The sequence below is a fragment of the Acidovorax sp. JMULE5 genome, assembly GCF_013376875.1.
GTDB classification, from domain to species: Bacteria; Pseudomonadota; Gammaproteobacteria; order Burkholderiales; family Burkholderiaceae_C; genus Acidovorax; species Acidovorax facilis.
The window spans coordinates 1,678,875-1,699,169 of sequence record NZ_CP035951.1 but is presented as its reverse complement, the minus strand read 5'-3'; the positions used below and the strand labels follow the sequence as shown (position 1 = coordinate 1,699,169).

Sequence of the window (20,295 nt, the reverse complement as noted above, 5' to 3'; positions counted from 1 at the left end):
CTGATTGTCGAGAGACAATGGAGCGGTATGAAAGTCAAAACCCAAAGCAAGAAGGTCAACAAGGCGTGGTTGAACGACCATGTCAACGACACCTATGTCAAATTGGCCCAGAAAGAGGGATACCGGGCACGCGCCGCCTACAAGCTCAAGGAAATCGACGAACAGCTGGGTCTCATCAAACCCGGTTACACCGTGGTGGATCTGGGTTCCACGCCGGGCGCCTGGAGCCAGTACCTGCGCAGGCGCATGTCGCCCGGGGGGGCTGCAGCGGGCCAACTCAACGGCACCATCATTGCGCTAGACCTTCTGCCCATGGAGCCCATCGAGGGCGTTACCTATATCAACGGTGATTTTCGTGAGGCGGAGGTGCTGGAGCGCCTGGAGCAGGCCCTGGATGGCCGGGTGGTGGATGTTGTCGTTTCGGACATGGCTCCCAATCTGTCCGGTATCGAATCGGCCGACGCTGCGCGCATTGCCCATCTGGTCGAACTGGCTGTGGAGTTTGCTTGCAACCATTTGAAACCGGATGGGGCCCTGGTGGTCAAGCTGTTCCATGGCAGCGGCTACAGCGATCTTGTCACGCTGTTCAAACAGACCTTCAAAGTGGTCAAACCGTTGAAGCCCAAGGCCTCCCGCGACAAATCGTCCGAGACCTTTCTGGTGGGCATGGGCCTCAAGAAGACCGCCTGAACGGGCTTGCCTCAGGTCAAGAATCCGTGAATTTCGACCCTAAAGCCCGTGCTGTTTCCATGGCCGCTAGGGGGAATAGGGATGGCCGGGTGGCTTGAAACACCTAAAATGGGCCGCACATGCGTGCCATGACGGCAGTGTGTCCGTTTTCTGTTTCCCGCAACTGGAGCCCCGCTTGAACAATCAGTGGTTTTCAAAAATTGCCGTGTGGCTGGTTATTGCCATGGTGCTGTTCACGGTGTTCAAACAGTTTGACACCCGTGCCGGAGCCAGCGCAGGCCACGTCGGCTACTCGGAGTTCCTGGAGGAAGTCCGCAGCAACCGCATCAAGAGCGCGACCATCCAGGAAGGCCAGGGCGGCACCGAGATCGTGGCCGTCACCAATGACGACCGCAAGATCCGCACGACCGCCACCTATCTGGACCGTGGCCTTGTGGGCGATCTCATCAACAACAACGTCAAGTTCGACGTCAAGCCCCGTGAAGAAGGCTCCCTGCTCATGACCCTCCTGGTCAGCTGGGGCCCCATGCTGCTGCTCATCGGCGTGTGGGTGTACTTCATGCGTCAGATGCAGGGCGGCGGCAAGGGCGGTGCCTTCAGCTTTGGCAAGAGCAAGGCGCGCATGCTCGACGAAAACAACAACCAGGTCACGTTCGCGGACGTGGCGGGTTGCGACGAGGCCAAGGAAGAAGTCAAGGAAGTCGTGGACTTCCTGAAAGATCCGCAGAAATTCCAGAAACTGGGTGGCCGCATTCCCCGGGGCCTGCTGCTGGTGGGCCCCCCTGGCACCGGCAAGACCCTGCTGGCCAAGTCCATCGCAGGCGAAGCCAAGGTGCCGTTCTTCAGCATCTCTGGCTCCGACTTTGTGGAAATGTTTGTCGGCGTGGGTGCGGCCCGTGTGCGCGACATGTTCGACAACGCCAAGAAGAACGCTCCGTGCATCATCTTCATCGATGAAATCGACGCGGTGGGCCGCCAGCGTGGTGCTGGCCTGGGCGGTGGCAACGACGAGCGCGAACAGACCCTCAACCAGATGCTGGTTGAGATGGACGGCTTCGAAACCAACCTGGGCGTGATCGTGGTGGCTGCCACCAACCGCCCCGACATCTTGGACGCCGCCCTGCTGCGCCCTGGCCGTTTCGACCGTCAGGTCTATGTGACGCTGCCCGATATCCGTGGCCGCGAGCAGATCCTGAACGTGCACATGCGCAAGATCCCGATTGGTCAGGACGTGGCCCCTGGCATCATTGCCCGTGGCACCCCTGGCATGAGCGGTGCCGATCTGGCCAACCTGTGCAATGAAGCTGCCCTGATGGCTGCGCGCCGCAATGCCCGTACCGTCGAGATGCAGGACTTCGAGAAGGCCAAGGACAAGATCCTCATGGGCCCCGAGCGCAAAAGCATGGTCATGCCCGAGGAAGAGCGTCGCAACACGGCCTACCACGAGTCTGGCCACGCCCTCATTGGCAAGCTGCTGCCCAAGTGCGACCCCGTGCACAAGGTCACCATCATTCCCCGTGGCCGTGCCCTGGGCGTGACGATGAGCCTGCCTGCCCAGGACCGCTACAGCTACGATCGCGAATACATGCTCAACCAGATCAGCATGCTGTTTGGTGGCCGCATCGCTGAAGAAGTGTTCATGAACCAGATGACCACTGGGGCCAGCAATGACTTCGAGCGTGCCACGCACATTGCCCGCGACATGGTCACCCGCTACGGCATGACCGATGCCCTGGGGCCCATGGTTTACGCTGAGAACGAAGGCGAAGTGTTCCTGGGCCGTTCGGTGACCAAGACCACGACCATGAGCGAGCAGACCATGGAAAAGGTGGACATGGAAGTGCGCCGCATCATCGATGAGCAGTACAACCTGGCCCGTCGCCTGATCGAAGAGAACAGCGACAAGATGCACGCCATGGCCAAGGCCTTGCTCGAATGGGAAACCATCGATACTGAGCAGTTGGACGACATCATGGCTGGCAAGGAGCCCCGTCCTCCCAAGGACTGGACGCCCCGTACACCTCCCTCGGGCGGCGACAACTCCAGCGGCGGCACGCCTGCGGTGACGACGGACACCGCACCATCGGCCGCCTGATTGCTGGCCGGTCCATCCGTTCTCACGGGGCCTTGTGCCCCGTTTTTCATGGCTGGTGTTGTGCTGCCTCCCGACCTCGACCAGGAAGGCGCCTGTGACCTTTTCTCGATCCCCCCATGATCTGGCAGACCTCCCGTTTCTCTGTTGACCTGGCCGAGCCCCGCGTGATGGGCATCGTCAATGCCACGCCGGACTCGTTCTCCGACGGCGGGCGGCATGGCTCCACCGCTGCGGCCCTGCGGCATTGCGAGCATTTGCTGCGCGATGGGGCACACATTCTGGACATTGGTGGGGAGTCCACGCGCCCCGGCAGTCCGGCGGTACCGCTGGACGAAGAGCTGGCGCGGGTGGTGCCTCTGGTGCAGGGCGCGGTGTCCCTGGGGGTCCCTATCTCCATCGATACCTACAAGCCCGAGGTCATGCGCGTGGTGCTGGACCTGGGCGCGGACATCATCAATGACATCTGGGCATTGCGCCAGCCGGGCGCCGCAGAGGTGGTGGCATCGCACCCGCAATGTGGGGTGTGCCTGATGCACATGCACCGCGATCCCCAAACCATGCAGGTGGCCCCGATGGAGGGCGATGTGGTACAGCAGGTGCTATACTTTTTGCAGCGCTCTGCGCTTGACCTGCAAGCGCTAGGGGTCGAAAAGAACCGGATTGTGCTGGACCCGGGTATTGGTTTTGGCAAAACGGTGGAACAGAATTTTGCGCTGCTGGCGCACCAGTCGGTGCTGCGGGCTGCAGGCTATCCTCTTCTGGCAGGCTGGTCCCGCAAGTCATCGCTGGGCGCGGTGACGGGCCTGGCGGTAGAGCAGCGCATGGTGCCCAGCGTGGCAGCGGCGGTGTTGGCCGTGGAGCGTGGAGCTTCTGTGGTGCGCGTGCACGATGTCCGCGAAACCGTGGCGGCGCTCGCGGTGTGGCGTGCAATGCAAGGGGTCTGACGGGGTCTTCCGGAGGCTGAGGCGTTGTATGGATGGGCGCATGCCAGACCCTTTGGCGATGGATAACAAACAATGAGATTCACACGAGGAGACGCTAGAACATGACGCGCCAATACTTTGGAACCGATGGCATTCGTGGCACCGTTGGGCAGCCACCCATCACCCCGGATTTTGTTCTGCGCCTGGCCCATGCCGTCGGGCGTGTGCTGCGCAGGACCGAGGAGCGCCCCACGGTGCTGATCGGCAAGGACACCCGCATTTCGGGCTACATGCTGGAAAGTGCGCTGGAGTCAGGCTTCAACTCCGCGGGTGTGGATGTGGTGCTGCTGGGCCCTTTGCCCACCCCGGGTGTGGCCTACCTGACCCGCGCACAACGCGCCAGCCTGGGGGTGGTCATCAGCGCCAGCCACAACGCCTATCCCGACAACGGCATCAAGTTTTTCAGTGCACAGGGCACCAAGTTGCCCGACACGTGGGAGCAGGCCGTGGAAGCGGCCCTGGGCGAACCCCCGGTGTGGGCCGATTCGGCCAGCCTGGGCAAGGCGCGGCGGCTCGATGATGCGGCGGGCCGCTACATTGAGTTCTGCAAGAGCACGTTTCCGCAGGACCTGACCCTCAAGGGCCTCAAAATCGTCGTCGATGCCGCGCATGGCGCGGCCTACCAGGTGGCACCCAAGGTCTTCCACGAGCTGGGTGCCGAAGTGCTGTCGATTGGCTGCTCGCCCGACGGCCTCAACATCAACCACGAGGTGGGAGCCACCCATCCTGATGCGCTCGTGCGGGCCGTGCGCGCCAACCACGCCGACTATGGCATTGCGCTCGATGGCGACGCGGACCGCCTGCAGATCGTCGATGCCACGGGGCGCCTGTACAACGGCGACGAGCTTTTGTACCTGATGGCTTCGGACCGCATGGGCCGCGATGAGCATGTGCCAGGTGTCGTGGGCACCCTGATGACCAACATGGCAGTGGAGGTGGCGCTGAAGGCAAAGGGCGTGAAGTTTGTGCGGGCCAAGGTGGGGGACCGCTATGTGCTTGAAGAGCTGGCGCGGCACCAGTGGGTGCTGGGCGGTGAGGGCTCGGGCCATCTGCTGGCGCTGGACCGCCACACCACCGGCGACGGCTTGGTGAGTGCATTGCAGGTGCTGCAGGCCTGTGTGCGCAGTGGCCGCACCTTGGCGCAACTGTTGGCCGACATCACGCTCTATCCGCAGGTGCTGCTGAATGTGCGGCTGGCCCCTGGCCAGGACTGGAAGGCCAACCGCTTGCTGGCTGACACGACCCAGGCCGTCGAGCAGGAACTGGGCGCGTCAGGCCGCGTGCTGATCCGCGCGAGTGGTACCGAGCCGCTGCTGCGGGTGATGGTGGAGGCCCGTGATGCGCAAATGGCCAGTTCCTGCGCGCAAAGGTTGGCCGACGCGGCCCGTGCTGGCTGATGGTGATCCCGCCGAGAGCTCCTTCCACCGTTGGCGCGCCGCACGATCCGCTACGCTGCGGCCTTTGCCGCCGACCAGGAACCCCATAGATGCCTTCAAACACTGACATGCCTTCCACCATCACCGTCCGTTCCGTGGACTACGGCAATGCCCGCGAAGCGCGGGCGTTGGTCGAACTGCTCGACGGCTATGCAAGGGACGTGGCGGGTGGTGGTGTTCCATTGAGCGCCGAGGTCCAGCGGGGCTTGCCCGAGGCGCTGCGCCAGCGGCCGCAGGCTTTCAGCGTGATGGCCTGGGCGGCGGACGCTTCGGCGCCACACGGCGAGGTGCCCGTGGGGCTGATCAATTGCCTGGAGGGCTTTTCGACCTTTGCCTGCCGGCCTCTGGTCAACGTGCATGACGTGGTGGTGGCACCCGGCTGGCGCGGCCACCGCATCGCCCAGCGCATGCTGCACCGGGTGGAAGCGCTGGCCCGCGAGCGCGGTGCCTGCAAGCTCACGCTCGAAGTGCTTTCGGGCAACCACAGTGCAATGCGCGCGTACGAACGGGAAGGCTTTGCTGCCTACACCCTGGACCCCAGCATGGGGCAGGCGCAATTTCTGCAGAAGATGCTGGATGGGGCAGGGCCTGCGCCATTGGCGGCACCGTGAATCACCCTCCCGGAGACCTGACCGCATGAAGACAGTGTTTGGCCAGATCGCCCCAATGGGCGCCATCGTTGTGGCCGCGTTGCTGGCCGCTCCCGTGGCCCATGCGGGCAAGACTCTCGACGGTATCAGGGCGCGCGGGCAGGTGGTGTGTGGTGTCAATACCGGGCTGGCCGGGTTTGCGATGGCAGACTCCAGCGGCAAGTGGTCCGGACTTGACGTGGATGTCTGCAGGGCGATTGCAGCCGCTGTGCTGGGCGACGGCCAGAAAGTCAAGTACGTGCCGTTGGACGTGCCGCAGCGATTCACAGCCTTGCAATCCGGCGAGGTGGACGTGCTTTCGCGCAACACCACCTTTTCGCTGGCGCGCGATGCATCGATGGGTCTGCACCAGACGGTCGTTACCTACTACGACGGCCAGGGTTTCATGGTGCCTGCCAAGAGCAAGATCAGGAGCATCCGCCAGCTCAAGGGGCAGACCGTGTGTGTGCAGTCGGGCACCACCACCGAAAAAAATTTGGCCGACTATTCCCGTGCCAACGGCCTCGACATCAAACCCGTGATGTTTGAGAAGGTAGATGCTGCAACGGCTGCCTATCTGGCGGGCCGGTGCACCGCATTCACTACCGATGCATCGGGCCTGGCAGCCTTGCGCAGCGGTGTTTCGCAAGGTGCGGCAATGCACACCATCTTGCCGGAACTCATCTCCAAGGAACCCCTGGGGCCCTTGGTGCGGCGGGGCGACGACGAGTGGTTTGCCGTGGTCAAGTGGGTGATCTACGGCCTGATCGAAGCCGAAGAGTATGGTGTGACGCAAGCCAATGCGGATTCGCTGAAAGCCAGCAGCGCCCACCCGGTGGTGCAGCGCATGGTGGGTACTTCGGAAGACACCGGAAAGCTCCTGGGGCTGGACCGGGACTGGTTGCTGCGCGCCCTCAAGACCACCGGGAACTACGGCGAGATTTTCGAGCGCAACGTCGGCCAAAAGTCGGCGCTGGGGCTGCCGCGCGGCCTCAACAACCTGTGGAGCAAGCAGGGCCTGATGTACGCGTTTCCGATCCGCTGAACTGCGCTTGCAGGGACTGACCTGGGCGACGATGCATGGGGTGCTGACTGCTGAAAGCCCGCACAGCCCCAAAAGCCTCGGTCCTGCAGGCTGGGTGTATTTGCTACTGAAATTATAGCTGCTTACGCTTTACCATCAAGCGTTAGGCCCGGTTTTCATGTTATTTTCGAGCCGATGGGCTGCTGTCCCTGCTGCGTCCACCGGTGCATTCCTTGGCCGCTGCACGAGCCCTTCGACCAGCATGGGGCAGTGTCGGTCAATGCAACTGCCGCCGCATGAAGGCTTCCAGCTCGGGCGCGGACAGCGGCATGCTGAAGTGGTAGCCCTGCGCCTCGTCGCACCCTTGTTCGCGCAGGTAGGCCAGTTGACCTTCGGTCTCCACGCCTTCTGCCGTGGTGCGCATGCCCAGCGCCTGGGCCATGCGGATGATGGCGCTGACGATGGCGCGGTCGTTGCCGTCATCACCCAGGTCGCGCACGAACGACTGGTCGATCTTGAGCTTGAAGATCTGAAAGCGCTTGAGCTGGCTCAACGATGAGTAGCCGGTGCCAAAGTCGTCCATCGACATGCGCACGCCGCGTGCGTGCAACTGGTCCATGGTGGCCACGGCAGCATGGGGGTCGTCCACGGCAACGCCTTCGGTCAGCTCCAGCTCCAGGGAGTCGGGCGGCAGACTGAACTCGGCCAGCATGCGGCTCACCAGCTCCGGCAGCTGCGGCTGGCGAAACTGGATGGCTGACAGGTTTACGGCCATCGTCAGGTGGGGGAATCCGTTCGTGCGCCAGGTTTTGAGCTGTGACAGCGCCGTGCGCAGCACCCATTCCCCAATCTGCAGGATTTGCCCGCTGTCCTCGGCGATGGGAATGAACTCTGCCGGCGATACTGCGCCCAACTGCGGGTGTTGCCAGCGCAGCAATGCCTCCACGCTGCGCACGGAGCCGTTGGTCAGGCTCATCTGCGGCTGGTAGTGCAGGTGGAACTGGTTGCGCTCCAGCGCACGCCGCAGGGCGTTTTCAAGCTGCAAGGCGCGCACCGACTGCGCCTGCATCTCGGGGGTAAAGAACTTGAAGGTATTGCGCCCGTCGAGCTTGGCGCGGTACATGGCCACATCGGCCGACTGTGTCAGCGTGTCGAAGTCCGTGCCATCCTGCGGGAACAGCGCGATGCCCATGGACGGCGCCATGGTCAGCTCGTGGTGGTCAATCTGGTAGTGCTGGCGCGATGCCTCCTGCAGCTTGCCGGCCACGCGGGCGGCGCCATGGGCATTGGCGCCCGGCAGCAGCAAAATGAACTCGTCGCCGCCCAGGCGCGACACGGTGTCCTTGTCGCGCACCACGGCCCGCAGCCGCTTGGCGATCTCCACGAGCAGGGTATCGCCCACGCGGTGGCCCAGCGAGTCGTTCACATGCTTGAAGTGGTCCAGGTCCAGGAAGATCAGGGCCAGCGGCGTGTTGCCCTCCTGGGCGACGCGGATGGCCTCCTGCGCCCGTTCTGCCAGCAGCGTGCGGTTGGGCAGGCCTGTCAGGGCGTCGTAGTGGGCCAGCCAGTAGATGCGCTCCTGATCGGCCTTGCGGTCGTTGATCTCACGGTGCAGGTTGTCCACAGTCTCGCGCAGTTCGCGGGTGCGGTCCTGCACCTGCCTTTCCAGGTCTTCGTGGGCACTGGCAAGCACGGCCTGCGCCTGCTTGCGCTCCGTGATGTCCATCGTGATCCAGATGGAGCCCTGCGATGGATCGGCTGGGTCGATGGACTTGCTGCGCACCTCGCAGATCACGGGGGTCCCATCCTTGCGGCACAGCTCCAGCTCGCCCTCGTAGGAGTGGCCGGCGGCCAGCTGCGGATAGCATCGGCGGCCGACCTCTTCCCACGCAGCGTCGCTGGCGTACCACCGGCGCGAGGGGCTGCCCATCAGTTCACCGGGCTCGTAGCCCAACATCTGTTCGAAGTGGTGGTTGCAGCGGGTCAGGCGCCGGTCGCGCAGGAACACGATCCCCACCATCGCGCTGTCAAAGAGCAGCTGCTTTTCACGCACCGCTGCGCCCAGTGCAGCCTGCGCACGTTTTTGCTCGTCGATGTCGTCCAGAATCCAGATGGAACCTTCGGCTGTGTCGTGCGGGTTGATGAGCCGCCCGGTCAGGCTGCCCCAGAACAGGCTGCCGTCGCGCCGGCGCAGCTGGCGCTCGACGCGGAACGCCTGGCCCTGGGCTAGGACCGGGTAGGCTGTGCGGCCCAGATCGCGAAACGCCTCGCGCGAAGGGTAGAAGGTTTCGGTGTTCAGCCCGACCAGGCTCTCGGCGCTGGCATGGCCAAAAATTTCGGCATACCGCTGGTTGCAGCGCACCACACTGCGCTGGCGCAGGAACACAATGCCTACGCCCGCACTGTCGAGCAGGGTTTGCTGTTCGCGCAGCGCGCGTTGCAAGGGAGTGTCGGTGGCAACTCCAGGACGCTGCGATTCTGGAGTGCTGTACGGCGCAAACATGGAGACCGGTACGGGCTGTAGGGCCTGGCGGCCTGGGTAATTTGTACCAAAGTGTAGCAGCGCTCCCTTACAAGCCCATGGGGGCACCTTCGGTAACCGCCGCAATGCCGCCCGCAACCCACGGCGCGCAAGTGCCTAGCCTGACGACGACGACTGCTGCTCCTGCTGCTGGCGCAAGTAGGCCTCGAAGGCATCCGCGGGCAGGGGGCGACTGAAGTAAAAGCCCTGCGCTTCGTCGCAGCCCTGCGCACGCAGAAATTCGAGCTGCCCGTCGGTCTCCACCCCCTCTGCCGTGGTTTGCATACCCAGCGCCTGCGCCATGCGGATGATGGCGCTCACGATGGCGCGGTCGTTGGCATCCTCTTCGAGGTCGCGTACAAACGATTGGTCGATCTTGAGTTTGTAGATCTGAAAACGCTTGAGGTAGCTCAGCGATGAGTACCCAGTGCCAAAGTCATCCATCGACAGGCGCACGCCCCGGTCGTGCAGCTGGTCCATCATCGCCAGTGCGGCGGCGGGATCGTCCACGGCGGCACCCTCCGTCAGCTCCAGCTCCAGCCTGCGGGCTGGCAGGCCAGCCTGTTCCAGGCAGCGGGTCACCATCTCGGGCAACTGGGGGTGCCTGAATTGCACGGCGGAAACGTTCACGGAAACGGCCCGCAGGGGTAGGTGCAGATCCAGCCAGCGTTTGGTGTCCCTCACCGCTGTGTGGATGACCCATTCGCCAATTGCCACGATCATGCCGCTGCTCTCGGCCACGGGGATGAACTCGGCTGGCGACACCAGGCCCAGTTCGGGATGGCGCCAGCGCAGCAGGGCTTCGGCACCCACCACCTGGCGCGTGGTGAGCGAGACCTGCGGCTGGTAGTGCAGCTCAAACTGGTTGCGCTCCAGCGCACGGCGCAGCGCATTTTCGATCTGGAGGGCACGGGCGGTGCGGGCTTCAAGATCGGCGGTGAAGAATCCGTACCGGTTGCGTCCGTTCTGCTTGGCACGGTACATGGCGGCGTCTGCCCGCTGGTACAGCGTGTCGAACGATTCCCCGTCGGCCGGGTACATCGCAATGCCGACCGACAAGGTGGTGGTGAGTTCGTAGGGGTCAATCTGGAAGGGCTGGGCCACGGCGGCCAGCAGCTGCGTGGCCATGTCGGCGGCGGCAGCGGCGGAAGTGGCGGGGAGCAGCAGCAGGAATTCGTCCCCACCCAGGCGCGAAACCGTGTCCTGGGGCCTCAGGAGAGACTGAAGCCTTTGTGCGACAGCCACGAGCAGGATGTCGCCGATTCTGTGGCCCAGCGAATCATTGACGTTCTTGAAGTGGTCCAGGTCCAGAAACAGCATGGCCAGCGTACCGCCGCGCGCCTGCTCGTCGGCAATGTGGCGGTGGGCGCGTTCCGCCAGGAGCGCGCGGTTGGGAAGGCTGGTGAGCGGGTCGAAGTGGGCCAGCCGTTGAATGCGGTCCTGGGCCTCTCGCTGCTGGGTGATGTCGCGGAACAGCGTGATGGAATGCGTGACAACGCCATTGCCGTCTCGCACGCTGCTGACCGACAGCCACTGCGGGTAGGTGGATGCATCCTTGCGGCGCCCCCAGGCCTCGCCCTCCCAGCTTCCGCCCTGCGGCAACTGTGCGTAGACGGTATCGGTGTGGAAGTGATCGTCGGCTCCGGCGACCGTGAGCAGACGCACCGACTGTCCTACCGCTTCGGCTTCCGTGTACCCGGTGATCCGTGTGAATGCACGGTTGATGCGCACGATGGTATGCGCCGCGTCGGCAATCACGATGGCTTCACTGCTCTGGTCAAACACCTGGGCGGTGAGCTGCAACTGCTCCTGGGACCGCTTGCGTTCGGTGATGTCGCGCGACAGCACAATGAACCTGGGCTTTGCGCTGGGGGAGGTGGCCTTGCGCGCCGCAGACAACTCAAACCAGGTGGCGCCCAGACTGGGCAGATCAAGCACGATCTGCCGACCGGTGGACCAGCCCTGGGCGTGGGCTTCGTTCAGCACGTCCATCACCGACAGTGCGGCCACCGCAGGCAGTACCTCGGTCACGTTGTGCCCGACCAGCATGTCTGCGGGTGCCATGAGCAACTCAGCGCGCTGACTGTGCACGCTGCAGTACAGGCCGTTCAGGTCAAGCTCGAAAAGCGGGTCCGGGATGGCATCGATGGTGGCGCGCAACTGCTGCTGGGTGGCCTGGATCTCGGAGGTGCGCTGCGCCACCTGGTAGGCCAGACCGCGCTCATGCGCCTTCAGCTCGAAAAGCAGCCGGGCGAGGTAGGTCATCAGCAGCGCAAACAGCAAGGCCACCGCGCATCGCATGGCCAGCACGCCCGGGTCTCCCCAGCCTTTGATGGGGACCAGGCTCAACGTCCATTGTCCGTTGGGCAGCGTCAATGAACGGCCCACGGCATCGGGGCCAGCGGGTGGGGTCGAGGCTGCGATCGTCTGCTCTTCCCCCGTGTCGGGCCGGATGCGCCACAACCTGTAGTGGTATCCCCGCTGGGTCAATTGCGGCAGTCGGGCGGCTGCCAGCACCTCGGGCAATCGGATGGTGACGTAGGTAAAGCCCCAAAAGGCACGGTGGCCCTGTGTGTCTTCCAGATAAACAGGCTGGCGCCCCACCACTCCCAAGCCACCTTGCACCAGTTCCATGGGGCCGGCCAGGGTCAGTCGGCCTGATTCCCGTGCCCTGGCGGATTCGGGGCCTTGGCGTGGGTCGTTGAGCTGATCGAAGCCGATGGAGTTTTCGTTGCCCTGGCGCGGAACTACGTGCCTGACCACCCCGTTGGGTGACAGCCCCATGGCGGCGATGCCCGGATAGAACGGCAGCATCTGGGTGCCGATCTCTTCAAACTGCGTTACCTGGCCTTTTCCCTGGCGCACGAGGGCCACCAGGGCGTTGTTGGCCGACAGGGCCAGCTCGATGGCGCGTTGCAGGGCCTGCACATGGTCGCCAGCCATGTCCGCCACCTGGGTGCGCTGTTGCGCATGCTCCTGGCGCTCCAGCGCCCACACCATCACCCCTGCGCACAGCGCCGCGAGAACAAACACGACCAGCGGGCCCGTGACAGGGCTCCGGGGGCGAGCGGGGGAGGGGGCATGCACGGTGCGGGTTCCTGAATCAATTATGCAGTCCGCACGATGGCGAGCGTTGGTGCTTCTGCGTGAACGGCTGTCACGGCATTGACACGCCTCCGACATGGCGACGTCACGTCCCAATTCCACACTTGCTCGCAGGGAAAAAAGATTCCCGGCCATGGTTGGTGCCTTCAGCCCAACCCATCCTCATGCAAGGAGATGTTGCACCATGAACGAACTGCCCACCTTGACACCACCGCTGTCTGCCGAAGTTGCTTCCCCGAGAGTGCTTCAAGGGGTGGGCGCTTTGACGGGTGCTGCGCATCCGATGCCGGAACGCGGCGCTATTCAGGTGGCCTGGGCGCGCCATGAAGATGAAGTGCGCCAGGCGCAGCGGCTCCGGTTCGACGTGTTTGCGGCGGAAATGGGCGCTCGATTGACGACCCCCATTGCGGGCCATGACGTGGACCTTTTTGACGATTACTGCGAGCACTTGTTGGTGCGCGATGTCCAGAGCCAGCAAGTCATTGGGACTTACAGGGTGCTCACTCCGGCCCAGGCCCGGCGCGTCGGCGGTACCTACAGCGATACCGAGTTTGACCTGACGCGGCTGCGGTCGCTGCGCCCTCGCATGGTGGAATTGGGGCGCAGCTGTGTGCACCCCGACCACCGCCACGGCGGCGTGATCATGGCTTTGTGGAGCGCGCTGGCGGACTTTATGGTGCGCAACCAGTTGGACACGATGATCGGTTGCGCAAGCATCCCCATGCTTCACAACGGTGTTGTCAGCGGCGATGCGGCCGCCAGCATCTGGCAGCAGGTGCGAAAGACACACCTTGCCCCCATCGAATACCACGTGCTTCCCCGTTTGCCCTTGCCTGTGGAGCAACTCGACGGATCCATCACGGTGGAGCCACCGGCGCTGATCAAAGGCTACCTGCGGCTCGGGGCCCGCGTGCTGGGCGCGCCGGCTTGGGATCCAGACTTCAACACGGCAGACCTGCCGATGCTGATGCGCCTGGCGGACCTGCATCCTCGCTATCGCAAGCATTTTCTGGGGGCCTGATGCGCGCCGCATTCGATGCCCTGGGACCCTGGATGGAGCCATCCATGGGCCACGAGGACGCGGCCGAAGACGCACATGCCTCAGCCGCCGGCCATCGTCGGTACCGCGCGGTCTTTATTTCTGATCTGCATCTGGGCACGCCGGGTTGCCAGGCGGTTGCGCTGCTGGACTTTCTCAAGTACCACCCCAGCGATCACCTCTACCTTGTGGGCGACATCGTCGATGGCTGGCAACTGCGCCGCAAGTGGTTCTGGCCACAGGCCCACAATGATGTGGTGCAAAAGCTGCTGCGCCGTGCGCGCAAGGGGTGCAGGGTGGTGTTTGTGCCGGGCAACCATGACGAATTTGCCCGCGCGTTCGTCGGCCACTCGTTTGGAGGCATTGAGGTGCGGGCCGATGCGGTGCACACCACGGCGGATGGCCGCAGCCTCTGGGTCACGCACGGCGACCATTTTGATGGAGTCATCCAGTGCGCCAAGTGGCTGGCGTATCTGGGCGACAACCTTTATGAATTCACGCTCAAGCTCAACCGGTACCTCAACACCCTGCGCGCCCGCATGGGCCTGCCCTACTGGTCTTTGTCGGCTTACCTGAAAGGCAAGGTCAAAAAGGCCCTGAACTACGTCACCGACTTTGAGGTGGCTGTTGCGGCCGAGGCCCGCCGCAGGGGGCATGACGGCGTCGTGTGCGGCCATATCCACCGTGCCGAGATGCGCGAGATCGGTGGGACGCTTTACTGCAATGACGGCGACTGGGTGGAAAGCCACACCGCCTTGGTCGAGCACATGGACGGCAGGCTGGAACTGTTGCAGTGGCCGGCTTCTCCTGTCGCCAATATTTCCCGGTCCGAGTCGGCTGCCGTTGTATGAAAATTGCCTTGTTGACAGACGCCTGGCTGCCCCAGGTCAATGGGGTGGTCACCACCTTGCTGGAACTAGTGCAGGAGCTTGAGGCGGCCGGGCACGAGGTGCAGGTGCTGCACCCCGGCCAGTTCGCAACCCGCCCATGCCCTGGCTATCCTGGCATCGACTTGGCTGTGCGCCCGGCGAAGCGGGTGACGACGATGCTGGACGCGATGAAACCCGATGCCATTCACCTTGCCACCGAAGGGCCGCTGGGTTGGGCGGGGCGCCGCTATTGCCTGCGCAAGGGGTTGGCATTTACTACCGCTTTTCACACGCGATTTCCGGAAATACTGCATGCAGCGCTGCGCGTGCCGCTGCGATGGGGGTATGCGCTGTTCCGGCATTTTCACCGGCCATCTTCGGGGGTGATGGTGCCCACGCAAGGTGTTTTGCAGATGCTGGAGCGACGGGGCTTTCGCAATCTACGCCCATGGACCCATGGGGTGGACACACGGGCTTTTCCGTTTCACGGTGCAACCATCCAGAGCCCGCTCACGGGTGCTTTGGCGCACCCCGTCTCCTTGTATGTCGGGCGGATTTCGTACGAGAAAAACATCGAAGCTTTCCTCCAGCTGGACATACCAGGCTCCAAGGTGGTGTGCGGGGTCGGTCCACTGGAAGCTCGCCTCAAGGCCAAGTATCCGCAGGTCCGTTGGCTAGGCATCCTGGACCGTGCCGCGCTGGCGCAGGTGTATGCGACTGCGGATGTTTTCGTGTTTCCCAGCCGGTCAGAAACCTTCGGCTTGGTCATGCTGGAGGCAATGGCCTGCGGGACGCCAGTGGCCGCCTACCCTGAGGACGGCCCGATGGAGGTGCTGGGGGCGCATTCAGGTCAGCCGCCCAGAGGGGGCGTGCTGCACAACGATTTGCTCATGGCAAGCCAGCAGGCACTGGCGATACCCCGGTCTGAAGCGCGCGCACGGGCACTCGACTTCACCTGGGCGCATGCCGCCCGGCTGTTCGAGCAGTATCTGGTTCCCACCCAAGCGCAGGGCTCGTCTCGTGTGACTGTCACAAAATCTGTCACATCTTTGTCATCTGGGCGTTAAATACTGCTGCCATCTTGCACTAGCCGCGTTTGCGTACCCATGTTGCCTTTGCCTTCCGATGATGCTCTCGTGCATGCCAACGCCTCCCTGTCGCCGGACAGTGGTACGAGCGGAGGATTCTCACAGTCCGCCAGCGCGCCCCCTCACATGTTTCTGGACAGGGATCACAGCATCCTGGCTTTCAACGAGCGTGTTTTCGACTGGGCTGTGAGGCCGGATGTGCCACTGTTGGAACGGTTGCGATACCTGTGCATCGTGTCTTCCAATCTCGACGAATTTTTTGAGGTCCGTGCTGCGCCGCACATTACCGCTGCGCAGAAAGGTGAGACCAAAGGGCTCTATTCGACGGCATCGTTCGAAGCCATGGCCGCCAAAATACACAGCCTGGTGGAGCGGCAATACGCGCTGTACAACGAGTCCCTGGTGCCTGCGTTTGCCGCGCACGGGATTCGCATTGTGGGGTATGGCGAGCGATCACCCGCCCAAAAGCGCTGGGTCCACGACTATTTTGTGAACGAGGTCCGGCCACTGCTGATTCCGGTGGGGCTGGATCCGGCCCATCCCTTTCCACAGGTGGCCAACAAATCGCTGAACTTCATTGTTCGCCTGAAGGGCCACGACGCTTTCGGCAGGGAGAATGAGATCGCCATCGTCAAGGTGCCGCGTGCGCTGCCAAGGTTGATCCGCATGCCGGCCCGCGTGGCGCCTGGGGAGGCCCTTTTCGTGAGCCTCTCCAGTATTGTTCGCGCGCATCTGGAGGATCTTTTCCCGGGACGGGAGGTCACGGAGTTCTCTCAGTTTCGCGTGACGCGCCATTCCGATTTGGCACTGGACGAAGAGGATGTGCGAAATCTGCGGACTGCCCTTCGCCAGGGTTTGCAACACCGGCACTATGGGCAGGCGGTACGGCTGGAGGTGTCCTCCGGGTGTTCGCAGTTTTTGTCGGATTTTCTGTTGGCGCAGTTTGCTTTGCCGGCCGCTGCCTTGTACCGGGTGCATGGCCCTGTGAACCTGGTGCGTTTGACGCAACTGGTGGATCTGGTGGATGCGCCGGAACTGCTCTTTCCACCCTGGAATTCCGCGTGGCCCCGGCAGCTGCAATCCGGCGTGTCCATCCTGGAACAACTGCGCAAGCACGATGTGCTGATCCACCAGCCGTTCGAGAGTTTTGACGGGCTACTTGCCTTTTTGCGTGAAGCCGTCAATGACCCTGATGTGCTTGTCATCAAACAGACCATCTACCGTACCGGCGCGGACTCCGAACTCATGGACCTGCTCACCGAGGCCGTACGCCGTGGCAAAGAGGTCATGGCGGTGGTGGAACTCAAGGCGCGCTTTGATGAAGAGGCCAATATCAACTGGGCCGAGGCCCTGGAGTCGATTGGCGCCCAGGTGGTCTACGGCGTAGTGGGTCTCAAGACGCACGCCAAGATGCTGCTGGTTACGCGCAGGGAAGGGCGAAAACTGCGGCGCTACGGGCACCTATCGACGGGCAACTACAACGTACGTACTGCACGGCTTTATACCGATCTGAGTTACCTTACGGCCGATGAAGAAACCACGGCCGACATGGACGGGGTGTTCAATCACCTTGCGAGCCAGAACCGCCCGCCCAAGCTGCGCAAGCTGATGCTGGCGCCGTTCCATCTGCACCGGCGAATGCTGGAGAAAATCGAACAAGTGGGTCTGGCGGCCAGCCGGGGAGAGGATGCGCGGATCGTGGCCAAGATGAATGCCCTGACCGACGAGGCCCTGATGCGTGCTCTGATCGTGGCCGGCCAGCGCGGTGCGCGCATTGATCTCATCGTGCGGGGAGCTTGCATGCTGGCAGCCCAAGTGCCTGGGGTGACCGACAACATCCGTGTACGTTCGGTGATCGGCCGCTTCCTGGAGCACACACGTGTCTTCTACTTCCGCAGCGGGGGGGAGGAAGATCTGTACCTTTCCAGCGCCGACTGGATGAACCGCAACATGATGCGGCGTGTGGAGTTGGCCTGGCCTGTGACAGACCCGCGCCTGCGGCAACAGATTGTGGACGAGTGCTTGGTCGCCTATTTGCATGACGACCGGGATGCATGGACGCTGAACGCTGACGGCTCCTACAGCCGAGCCCCCCGTCCGCAGGATGGGTTGGGCGCCCAGAACGCTTTAATGGTTCGCTACGGTCCAGCCCCGTCGGGGACGCGCATGGACCAGGGGGCGGCATGATGGACCTCATCCTGTGGCGCCATGCGGAGGCAGAGGAGTTCGCAGAGGCGGGCGATGATCTGGCGAGGGCCTTGACGTCGCGCGGGGAAAAGCAGGCAGCGCGCATGGCGGCCTGGCTGGACAGGCAATTGCCCGAGGGCTTGCGCGTACTTGCCAGTCCGGCCCGGCGCACCGAGCAAACGGCCAACGCCCTGGGGCGCAAGTTCAAGATGCGCGCCGAGCTGCTACCTGGTGGAACGCCGCAAGATCTGCTGGACCTTGTGCAGTGGCCGCGCGCCAAGGGGACGGTGCTGGTTGTGGGCCATCAACCCATGCTGGGCCAGACCATTGCGCAGCTAATGGGGCTGCAGGCTTCGGAATGCGCTGTGCGCAAGGGAGCTGTCTGGTGGTTGAGGCAGCGGCAGCGGCTGGACCAGAGCCAGACCTTGTTGATCACCGTCCAGTCCCCCGAGTTTCTTTGAGTCCTGTTGTGCCGAGGGTATGCCTCGGCGCAACTGGGGTTACTTGCGCGAGGCTTTGGTCGACGCCTTGGTGGCGGGCGCCGGAACCGCAGGCGCCGCTTCCGCCTTGGGGCGACCTGTCTTGATGGAAGGTACTGCCTGTACCGCGCTACGCAGGGCGGCGTCAGACATGGCGACCAGGACCTTCAGGCCCGCGCGCAACAGCTCGCTTTTCTTCACGGGCTGGGCGAGAGCAGCCGAGCGCTGCTTCAGGGTTTCTATGACCGCGTATTCATCTTTGGGAATAGTGAAACTGTCGCGCACCAGCTTGGGCTTCTTGGCCTTGGTATCCCGGGCGGCTGCTGGCGCGGCGGGGGCCTTGGCCAATTTCGGTGTCACTGGCGTGGCGGTGGACGCCTTTTTCTTGGAAGCCGAGGCAGGCTTTGTGGCTGCTTTTTGGGGTTGCTTGGCGACAGCAGCCGTTTTGGCGGGAGCCTTCGTGGCCACCGCAGCCGGCTTGACCGACTTTGCCGCAGTGGTGGGGGCGGGGCTGGGCGATGGGGCTGCGGGCAGGGCGGGGCTTGAAGTGGTCATGGCAAACAAACTCTTTCAGTAAACGGTATAAACAGTTTATATAGTTTATTGCCAATGCTCATGGAAGGTCAACCACCAGTTCCCAAGGGGTCTTCTGCCATGCCTGGATTTCTTCGCGCAGCAGGTGTGCAGATTGCGGAAACGCCGTAGCCCAGCCAGCGCGGGCTTTCAGAATGAAACGGTGGCCTTGAGTCTGCAGTGACAAGCCCTGGGTGTCGGGGTCGCGGCGGGCGTGGCACAGTGCCACAGCCAGCCGCATGCTCAGCAGTTGAAGCACGAAGACGGGGTCTTGCAGGTCCGCTTCCAGCTTGCGGACCTTGCCGCGCTGGCCTTGAACCAAGATGCCCAAGCGGTGCAGTTCGGGGACTGCAAATCCGGCTGCATCGGTGTTGTCGAGGATGTAGGCGCCATGGCGGTGGGAATCGCTATGGGATATCAGGCAACCAATTTCGTGAAGCCGGGCCGCCCAGTCGAGCTTGCGCGATGCTCGCTCACTTCCAAAAGGCGTAGCCTGGTCAAACAGCGTACAAGCCGTGCGCGCAACCCGTTCCGCGTGCTCCATGTCCACGCCAAACCGCTGCATCAGGCCGTTCACGGTGGCGGTGCGCAGGTCGGTTCCGGGTTGTTCGCGGTCCAGCAGATCGTAGAGTGCGCCTTGGCGCAAGGCGCCCTGGGCCACCTGCATCTGCTCGATGTCCAGCAGATCAAACACGGCGCGCAGTACGCTGATCCCTCCGCCAATGACGGCGCGCCGTTCTTCCTTGAGGCCTTCCAGGCGGATGCGATCCGCAGATTGGGCGCGCAGCAGGCGTTCCTGCAGCCAGTCGAGGCCTTCGCGGGTGATGACGCCTTGGGGGCCGCCCGCAGCTGCAAGCACATCGCCAACGGCGCCAGCTGTGCCGGATGATCCGTAGGCCACCTCCCAGGCATCTGGCTGGAAGGTTTCCAGCGCTTCGTCCAGCACGGCCTTGGCTGCAATTTCGGCAGCCAGGAACGCCTGCGTGGTGAACTCGCCATTGGCAAAGTAGCGCTGCGACCACGCTACGCTGCCCACGCGGTACGAGGCCACGGCATGGGGCGTGAATTGCTGGCCCAAAATGAGTTCGGTGGAGCGCCCCCCGATGTCCACCACCAGGCGGCGCTCGTCGGACTGCGGGAGCAGGCGGGCGACGCCCTGGTAGATCAGCCTCGCTTCTTCGGGGCCGGAGACGACGTCGATGGGATAGCCAAGCACTTCGCTCCCGCGTGACAGAAACTCTTCCCGGTTGCGTGCTTCGCGCAGGGTCTGGGTGGCCACGGCGCGGACCTGCGAGCGCGGAAATCCAGCCAAGCGCTCTCCAAATCGCGCCAGGCAGGCCCAGCCGCGCTCCATGGCGTCTCGGGTCAGATTGCGGTCTTCGTCCAGGCCATTGCCCTGCCGCACGGTCTCCTTGAGGTATTCCACCCTCTGGATATGACCGAACTCATAACGCCCGATTTCAAGGCGAAAACTGTTGGAGCCGAGGTCGACTGCGGCGAGGCGTGTGCCGTTCTGCATGTTTTTCTGATTGGAGCTTCGTTCGGCATGGTACCGCGAGCGTCTGGTGTACCCGCGC

The 20,295-nt window shown here is 63.4% G+C and carries 15 protein-coding genes; 11 read left to right on the top strand and 4 right to left on the bottom strand.

What is annotated here, in order from left to right:
• The first annotated feature begins 27 nt into the window (after nt 1-27).
• From EXV95_RS07630 to EXV95_RS07605, 6 genes are all read left to right on the top strand, one after another.
• Complete coding sequence (locus EXV95_RS07630; RefSeq protein ID WP_055398226.1) at nt 28-690, top strand: RlmE family RNA methyltransferase; 663 nt, start codon at nt 28-30, stop codon at nt 688-690.
• Between the two features lie 175 nt (nt 691-865).
• Complete coding sequence (ftsH, locus tag EXV95_RS07625; protein ID WP_055398225.1) at nt 866-2,785, top strand: ATP-dependent zinc metalloprotease FtsH; 1,920 nt, start codon at nt 866-868, stop codon at nt 2,783-2,785.
• Nucleotides 2,786-2,901: 116 nt separating this feature from the next.
• Complete coding sequence (gene folP, locus EXV95_RS07620) at nt 2,902-3,729, top strand: dihydropteroate synthase (RefSeq protein ID WP_176886394.1); 828 nt, start codon at nt 2,902-2,904, stop codon at nt 3,727-3,729.
• 101 nt (nt 3,730-3,830) lie between these two features.
• Nucleotides 3,831-5,165: a phosphoglucosamine mutase gene (gene glmM / locus EXV95_RS07615; RefSeq protein WP_055398223.1), complete on the top strand. Its 1,335-nt coding sequence runs from the start codon at nt 3,831-3,833 to the stop codon at nt 5,163-5,165.
• Nucleotides 5,166-5,254: 89 nt separating this feature from the next.
• Nucleotides 5,255-5,815 (top strand): GNAT family N-acetyltransferase, encoded by a 561-nt coding sequence (locus EXV95_RS07610; protein ID WP_370460208.1) that lies wholly within the window; start codon nt 5,255-5,257, stop codon nt 5,813-5,815.
• Nucleotides 5,816-5,840: 25 nt separating this feature from the next.
• Nucleotides 5,841-6,878: an amino acid ABC transporter substrate-binding protein gene (locus EXV95_RS07605; protein ID WP_176886393.1), complete on the top strand. Its 1,038-nt coding sequence runs from the start codon at nt 5,841-5,843 to the stop codon at nt 6,876-6,878.
• A gap of 256 nt (nt 6,879-7,134) precedes the next feature.
• Here EXV95_RS07605 and EXV95_RS07600 read toward each other — a convergent pair whose 3' ends face one another.
• Nucleotides 7,135-9,360 (bottom strand): bifunctional diguanylate cyclase/phosphodiesterase, encoded by a 2,226-nt coding sequence (locus tag EXV95_RS07600; RefSeq protein ID WP_176886392.1) that lies wholly within the window; start codon nt 9,358-9,360, stop codon nt 7,135-7,137.
• Between the two features lie 135 nt (nt 9,361-9,495).
• Nucleotides 9,496-12,378: an EAL domain-containing protein gene (locus tag EXV95_RS07595; RefSeq protein ID WP_255485004.1), complete on the bottom strand. Its 2,883-nt coding sequence runs from the start codon at nt 12,376-12,378 to the stop codon at nt 9,496-9,498.
• Nucleotides 12,379-12,667: 289 nt separating this feature from the next.
• Between EXV95_RS07595 and EXV95_RS07590 the strand changes: the two genes are divergently transcribed.
• The 5 genes from EXV95_RS07590 (at nt 12,668) to EXV95_RS07570 (ending at nt 18,127) form a co-directional block, all read left to right on the top strand.
• Complete coding sequence (locus EXV95_RS07590; RefSeq protein WP_055398218.1) at nt 12,668-13,504, top strand: GNAT family N-acetyltransferase; 837 nt, start codon at nt 12,668-12,670, stop codon at nt 13,502-13,504.
• Between the two features lie 44 nt (nt 13,505-13,548).
• On the top strand, nt 13,549-14,373 hold the full coding sequence (locus EXV95_RS07585; protein WP_370460207.1) for a UDP-2,3-diacylglucosamine diphosphatase: 825 nt from the start codon (nt 13,549-13,551) through the stop codon (nt 14,371-14,373).
• The gene (locus EXV95_RS07580; protein WP_176888986.1) at nt 14,370-15,458 is read left to right on the top strand and encodes a glycosyltransferase family 1 protein; all 1,089 of its coding nucleotides are present in this window, start codon (nt 14,370-14,372) and stop codon (nt 15,456-15,458) included. The genes EXV95_RS07585 and EXV95_RS07580 overlap by 4 nt, the downstream gene beginning before the upstream one ends.
• Nucleotides 15,459-15,605: 147 nt before the next feature.
• Entirely contained in the window at nt 15,606-17,666 is a 2,061-nt protein-coding gene (gene ppk1 / locus EXV95_RS07575; RefSeq protein ID WP_228897757.1) for a polyphosphate kinase 1, read from the top strand.
• Entirely contained in the window at nt 17,663-18,127 is a 465-nt protein-coding gene (locus EXV95_RS07570) for a histidine phosphatase family protein (RefSeq protein ID WP_176886388.1), read from the top strand. Before ppk1 ends, EXV95_RS07570 begins: the two co-directional genes overlap by 4 nt.
• Before the next feature lie 39 nt (nt 18,128-18,166).
• Here EXV95_RS07570 and EXV95_RS07565 read toward each other — a convergent pair whose 3' ends face one another.
• Both EXV95_RS07565 and EXV95_RS07560 read right to left on the bottom strand, forming a co-directional pair.
• Nucleotides 18,167-18,700: a hypothetical protein gene (locus EXV95_RS07565; protein WP_176886387.1), complete on the bottom strand. Its 534-nt coding sequence runs from the start codon at nt 18,698-18,700 to the stop codon at nt 18,167-18,169.
• A gap of 58 nt (nt 18,701-18,758) precedes the next feature.
• Nucleotides 18,759-20,237: a Ppx/GppA phosphatase family protein gene (locus EXV95_RS07560; RefSeq protein WP_176886386.1), complete on the bottom strand. Its 1,479-nt coding sequence runs from the start codon at nt 20,235-20,237 to the stop codon at nt 18,759-18,761.
• Nucleotides 20,238-20,295: the final 58 nt, after the last annotated feature.

Bases quoted from the DNA above. Each gene is read 5' to 3' on its own strand.
- EXV95_RS07560 (WP_176886386.1), bottom strand. From the start codon at position 20,237: ATGCAGAACGGCACACGCCTCGCCGCAGTCGACCTCGGCTCCAACAGT.
- EXV95_RS07600 (WP_176886392.1), bottom strand. From the start codon at position 9,360: ATGTTTGCGCCGTACAGCACTCCAGAATCGCAGCGTCCTGGAGTTGCC.
- EXV95_RS07605 (WP_176886393.1), top strand. From the start codon at position 5,841: ATGAAGACAGTGTTTGGCCAGATCGCCCCAATGGGCGCCATCGTTGTG.
- EXV95_RS07610 (WP_370460208.1), top strand. From the start codon at position 5,255: ATGCCTTCAAACACTGACATGCCTTCCACCATCACCGTCCGTTCCGTG.
- EXV95_RS07630 (WP_055398226.1), top strand. From the start codon at position 28: ATGAAAGTCAAAACCCAAAGCAAGAAGGTCAACAAGGCGTGGTTGAAC.
- EXV95_RS07580 (WP_176888986.1), top strand. From the start codon at position 14,370: ATGAAAATTGCCTTGTTGACAGACGCCTGGCTGCCCCAGGTCAATGGG.
- EXV95_RS07590 (WP_055398218.1), top strand. From the start codon at position 12,668: ATGAACGAACTGCCCACCTTGACACCACCGCTGTCTGCCGAAGTTGCT.
- ppk1 (WP_228897757.1), top strand. From the start codon at position 15,606: ATGTTTCTGGACAGGGATCACAGCATCCTGGCTTTCAACGAGCGTGTT.
- glmM (WP_055398223.1), top strand. From the start codon at position 3,831: ATGACGCGCCAATACTTTGGAACCGATGGCATTCGTGGCACCGTTGGG.
- EXV95_RS07570 (WP_176886388.1), top strand. From the start codon at position 17,663: ATGATGGACCTCATCCTGTGGCGCCATGCGGAGGCAGAGGAGTTCGCA.
- EXV95_RS07595 (WP_255485004.1), bottom strand. From the start codon at position 12,378: ATGGTGTGGGCGCTGGAGCGCCAGGAGCATGCGCAACAGCGCACCCAG.
- EXV95_RS07585 (WP_370460207.1), top strand. From the start codon at position 13,549: ATGGGCCACGAGGACGCGGCCGAAGACGCACATGCCTCAGCCGCCGGC.
- EXV95_RS07565 (WP_176886387.1), bottom strand. From the start codon at position 18,700: ATGACCACTTCAAGCCCCGCCCTGCCCGCAGCCCCATCGCCCAGCCCC.
- folP (WP_176886394.1), top strand. From the start codon at position 2,902: ATGATCTGGCAGACCTCCCGTTTCTCTGTTGACCTGGCCGAGCCCCGC.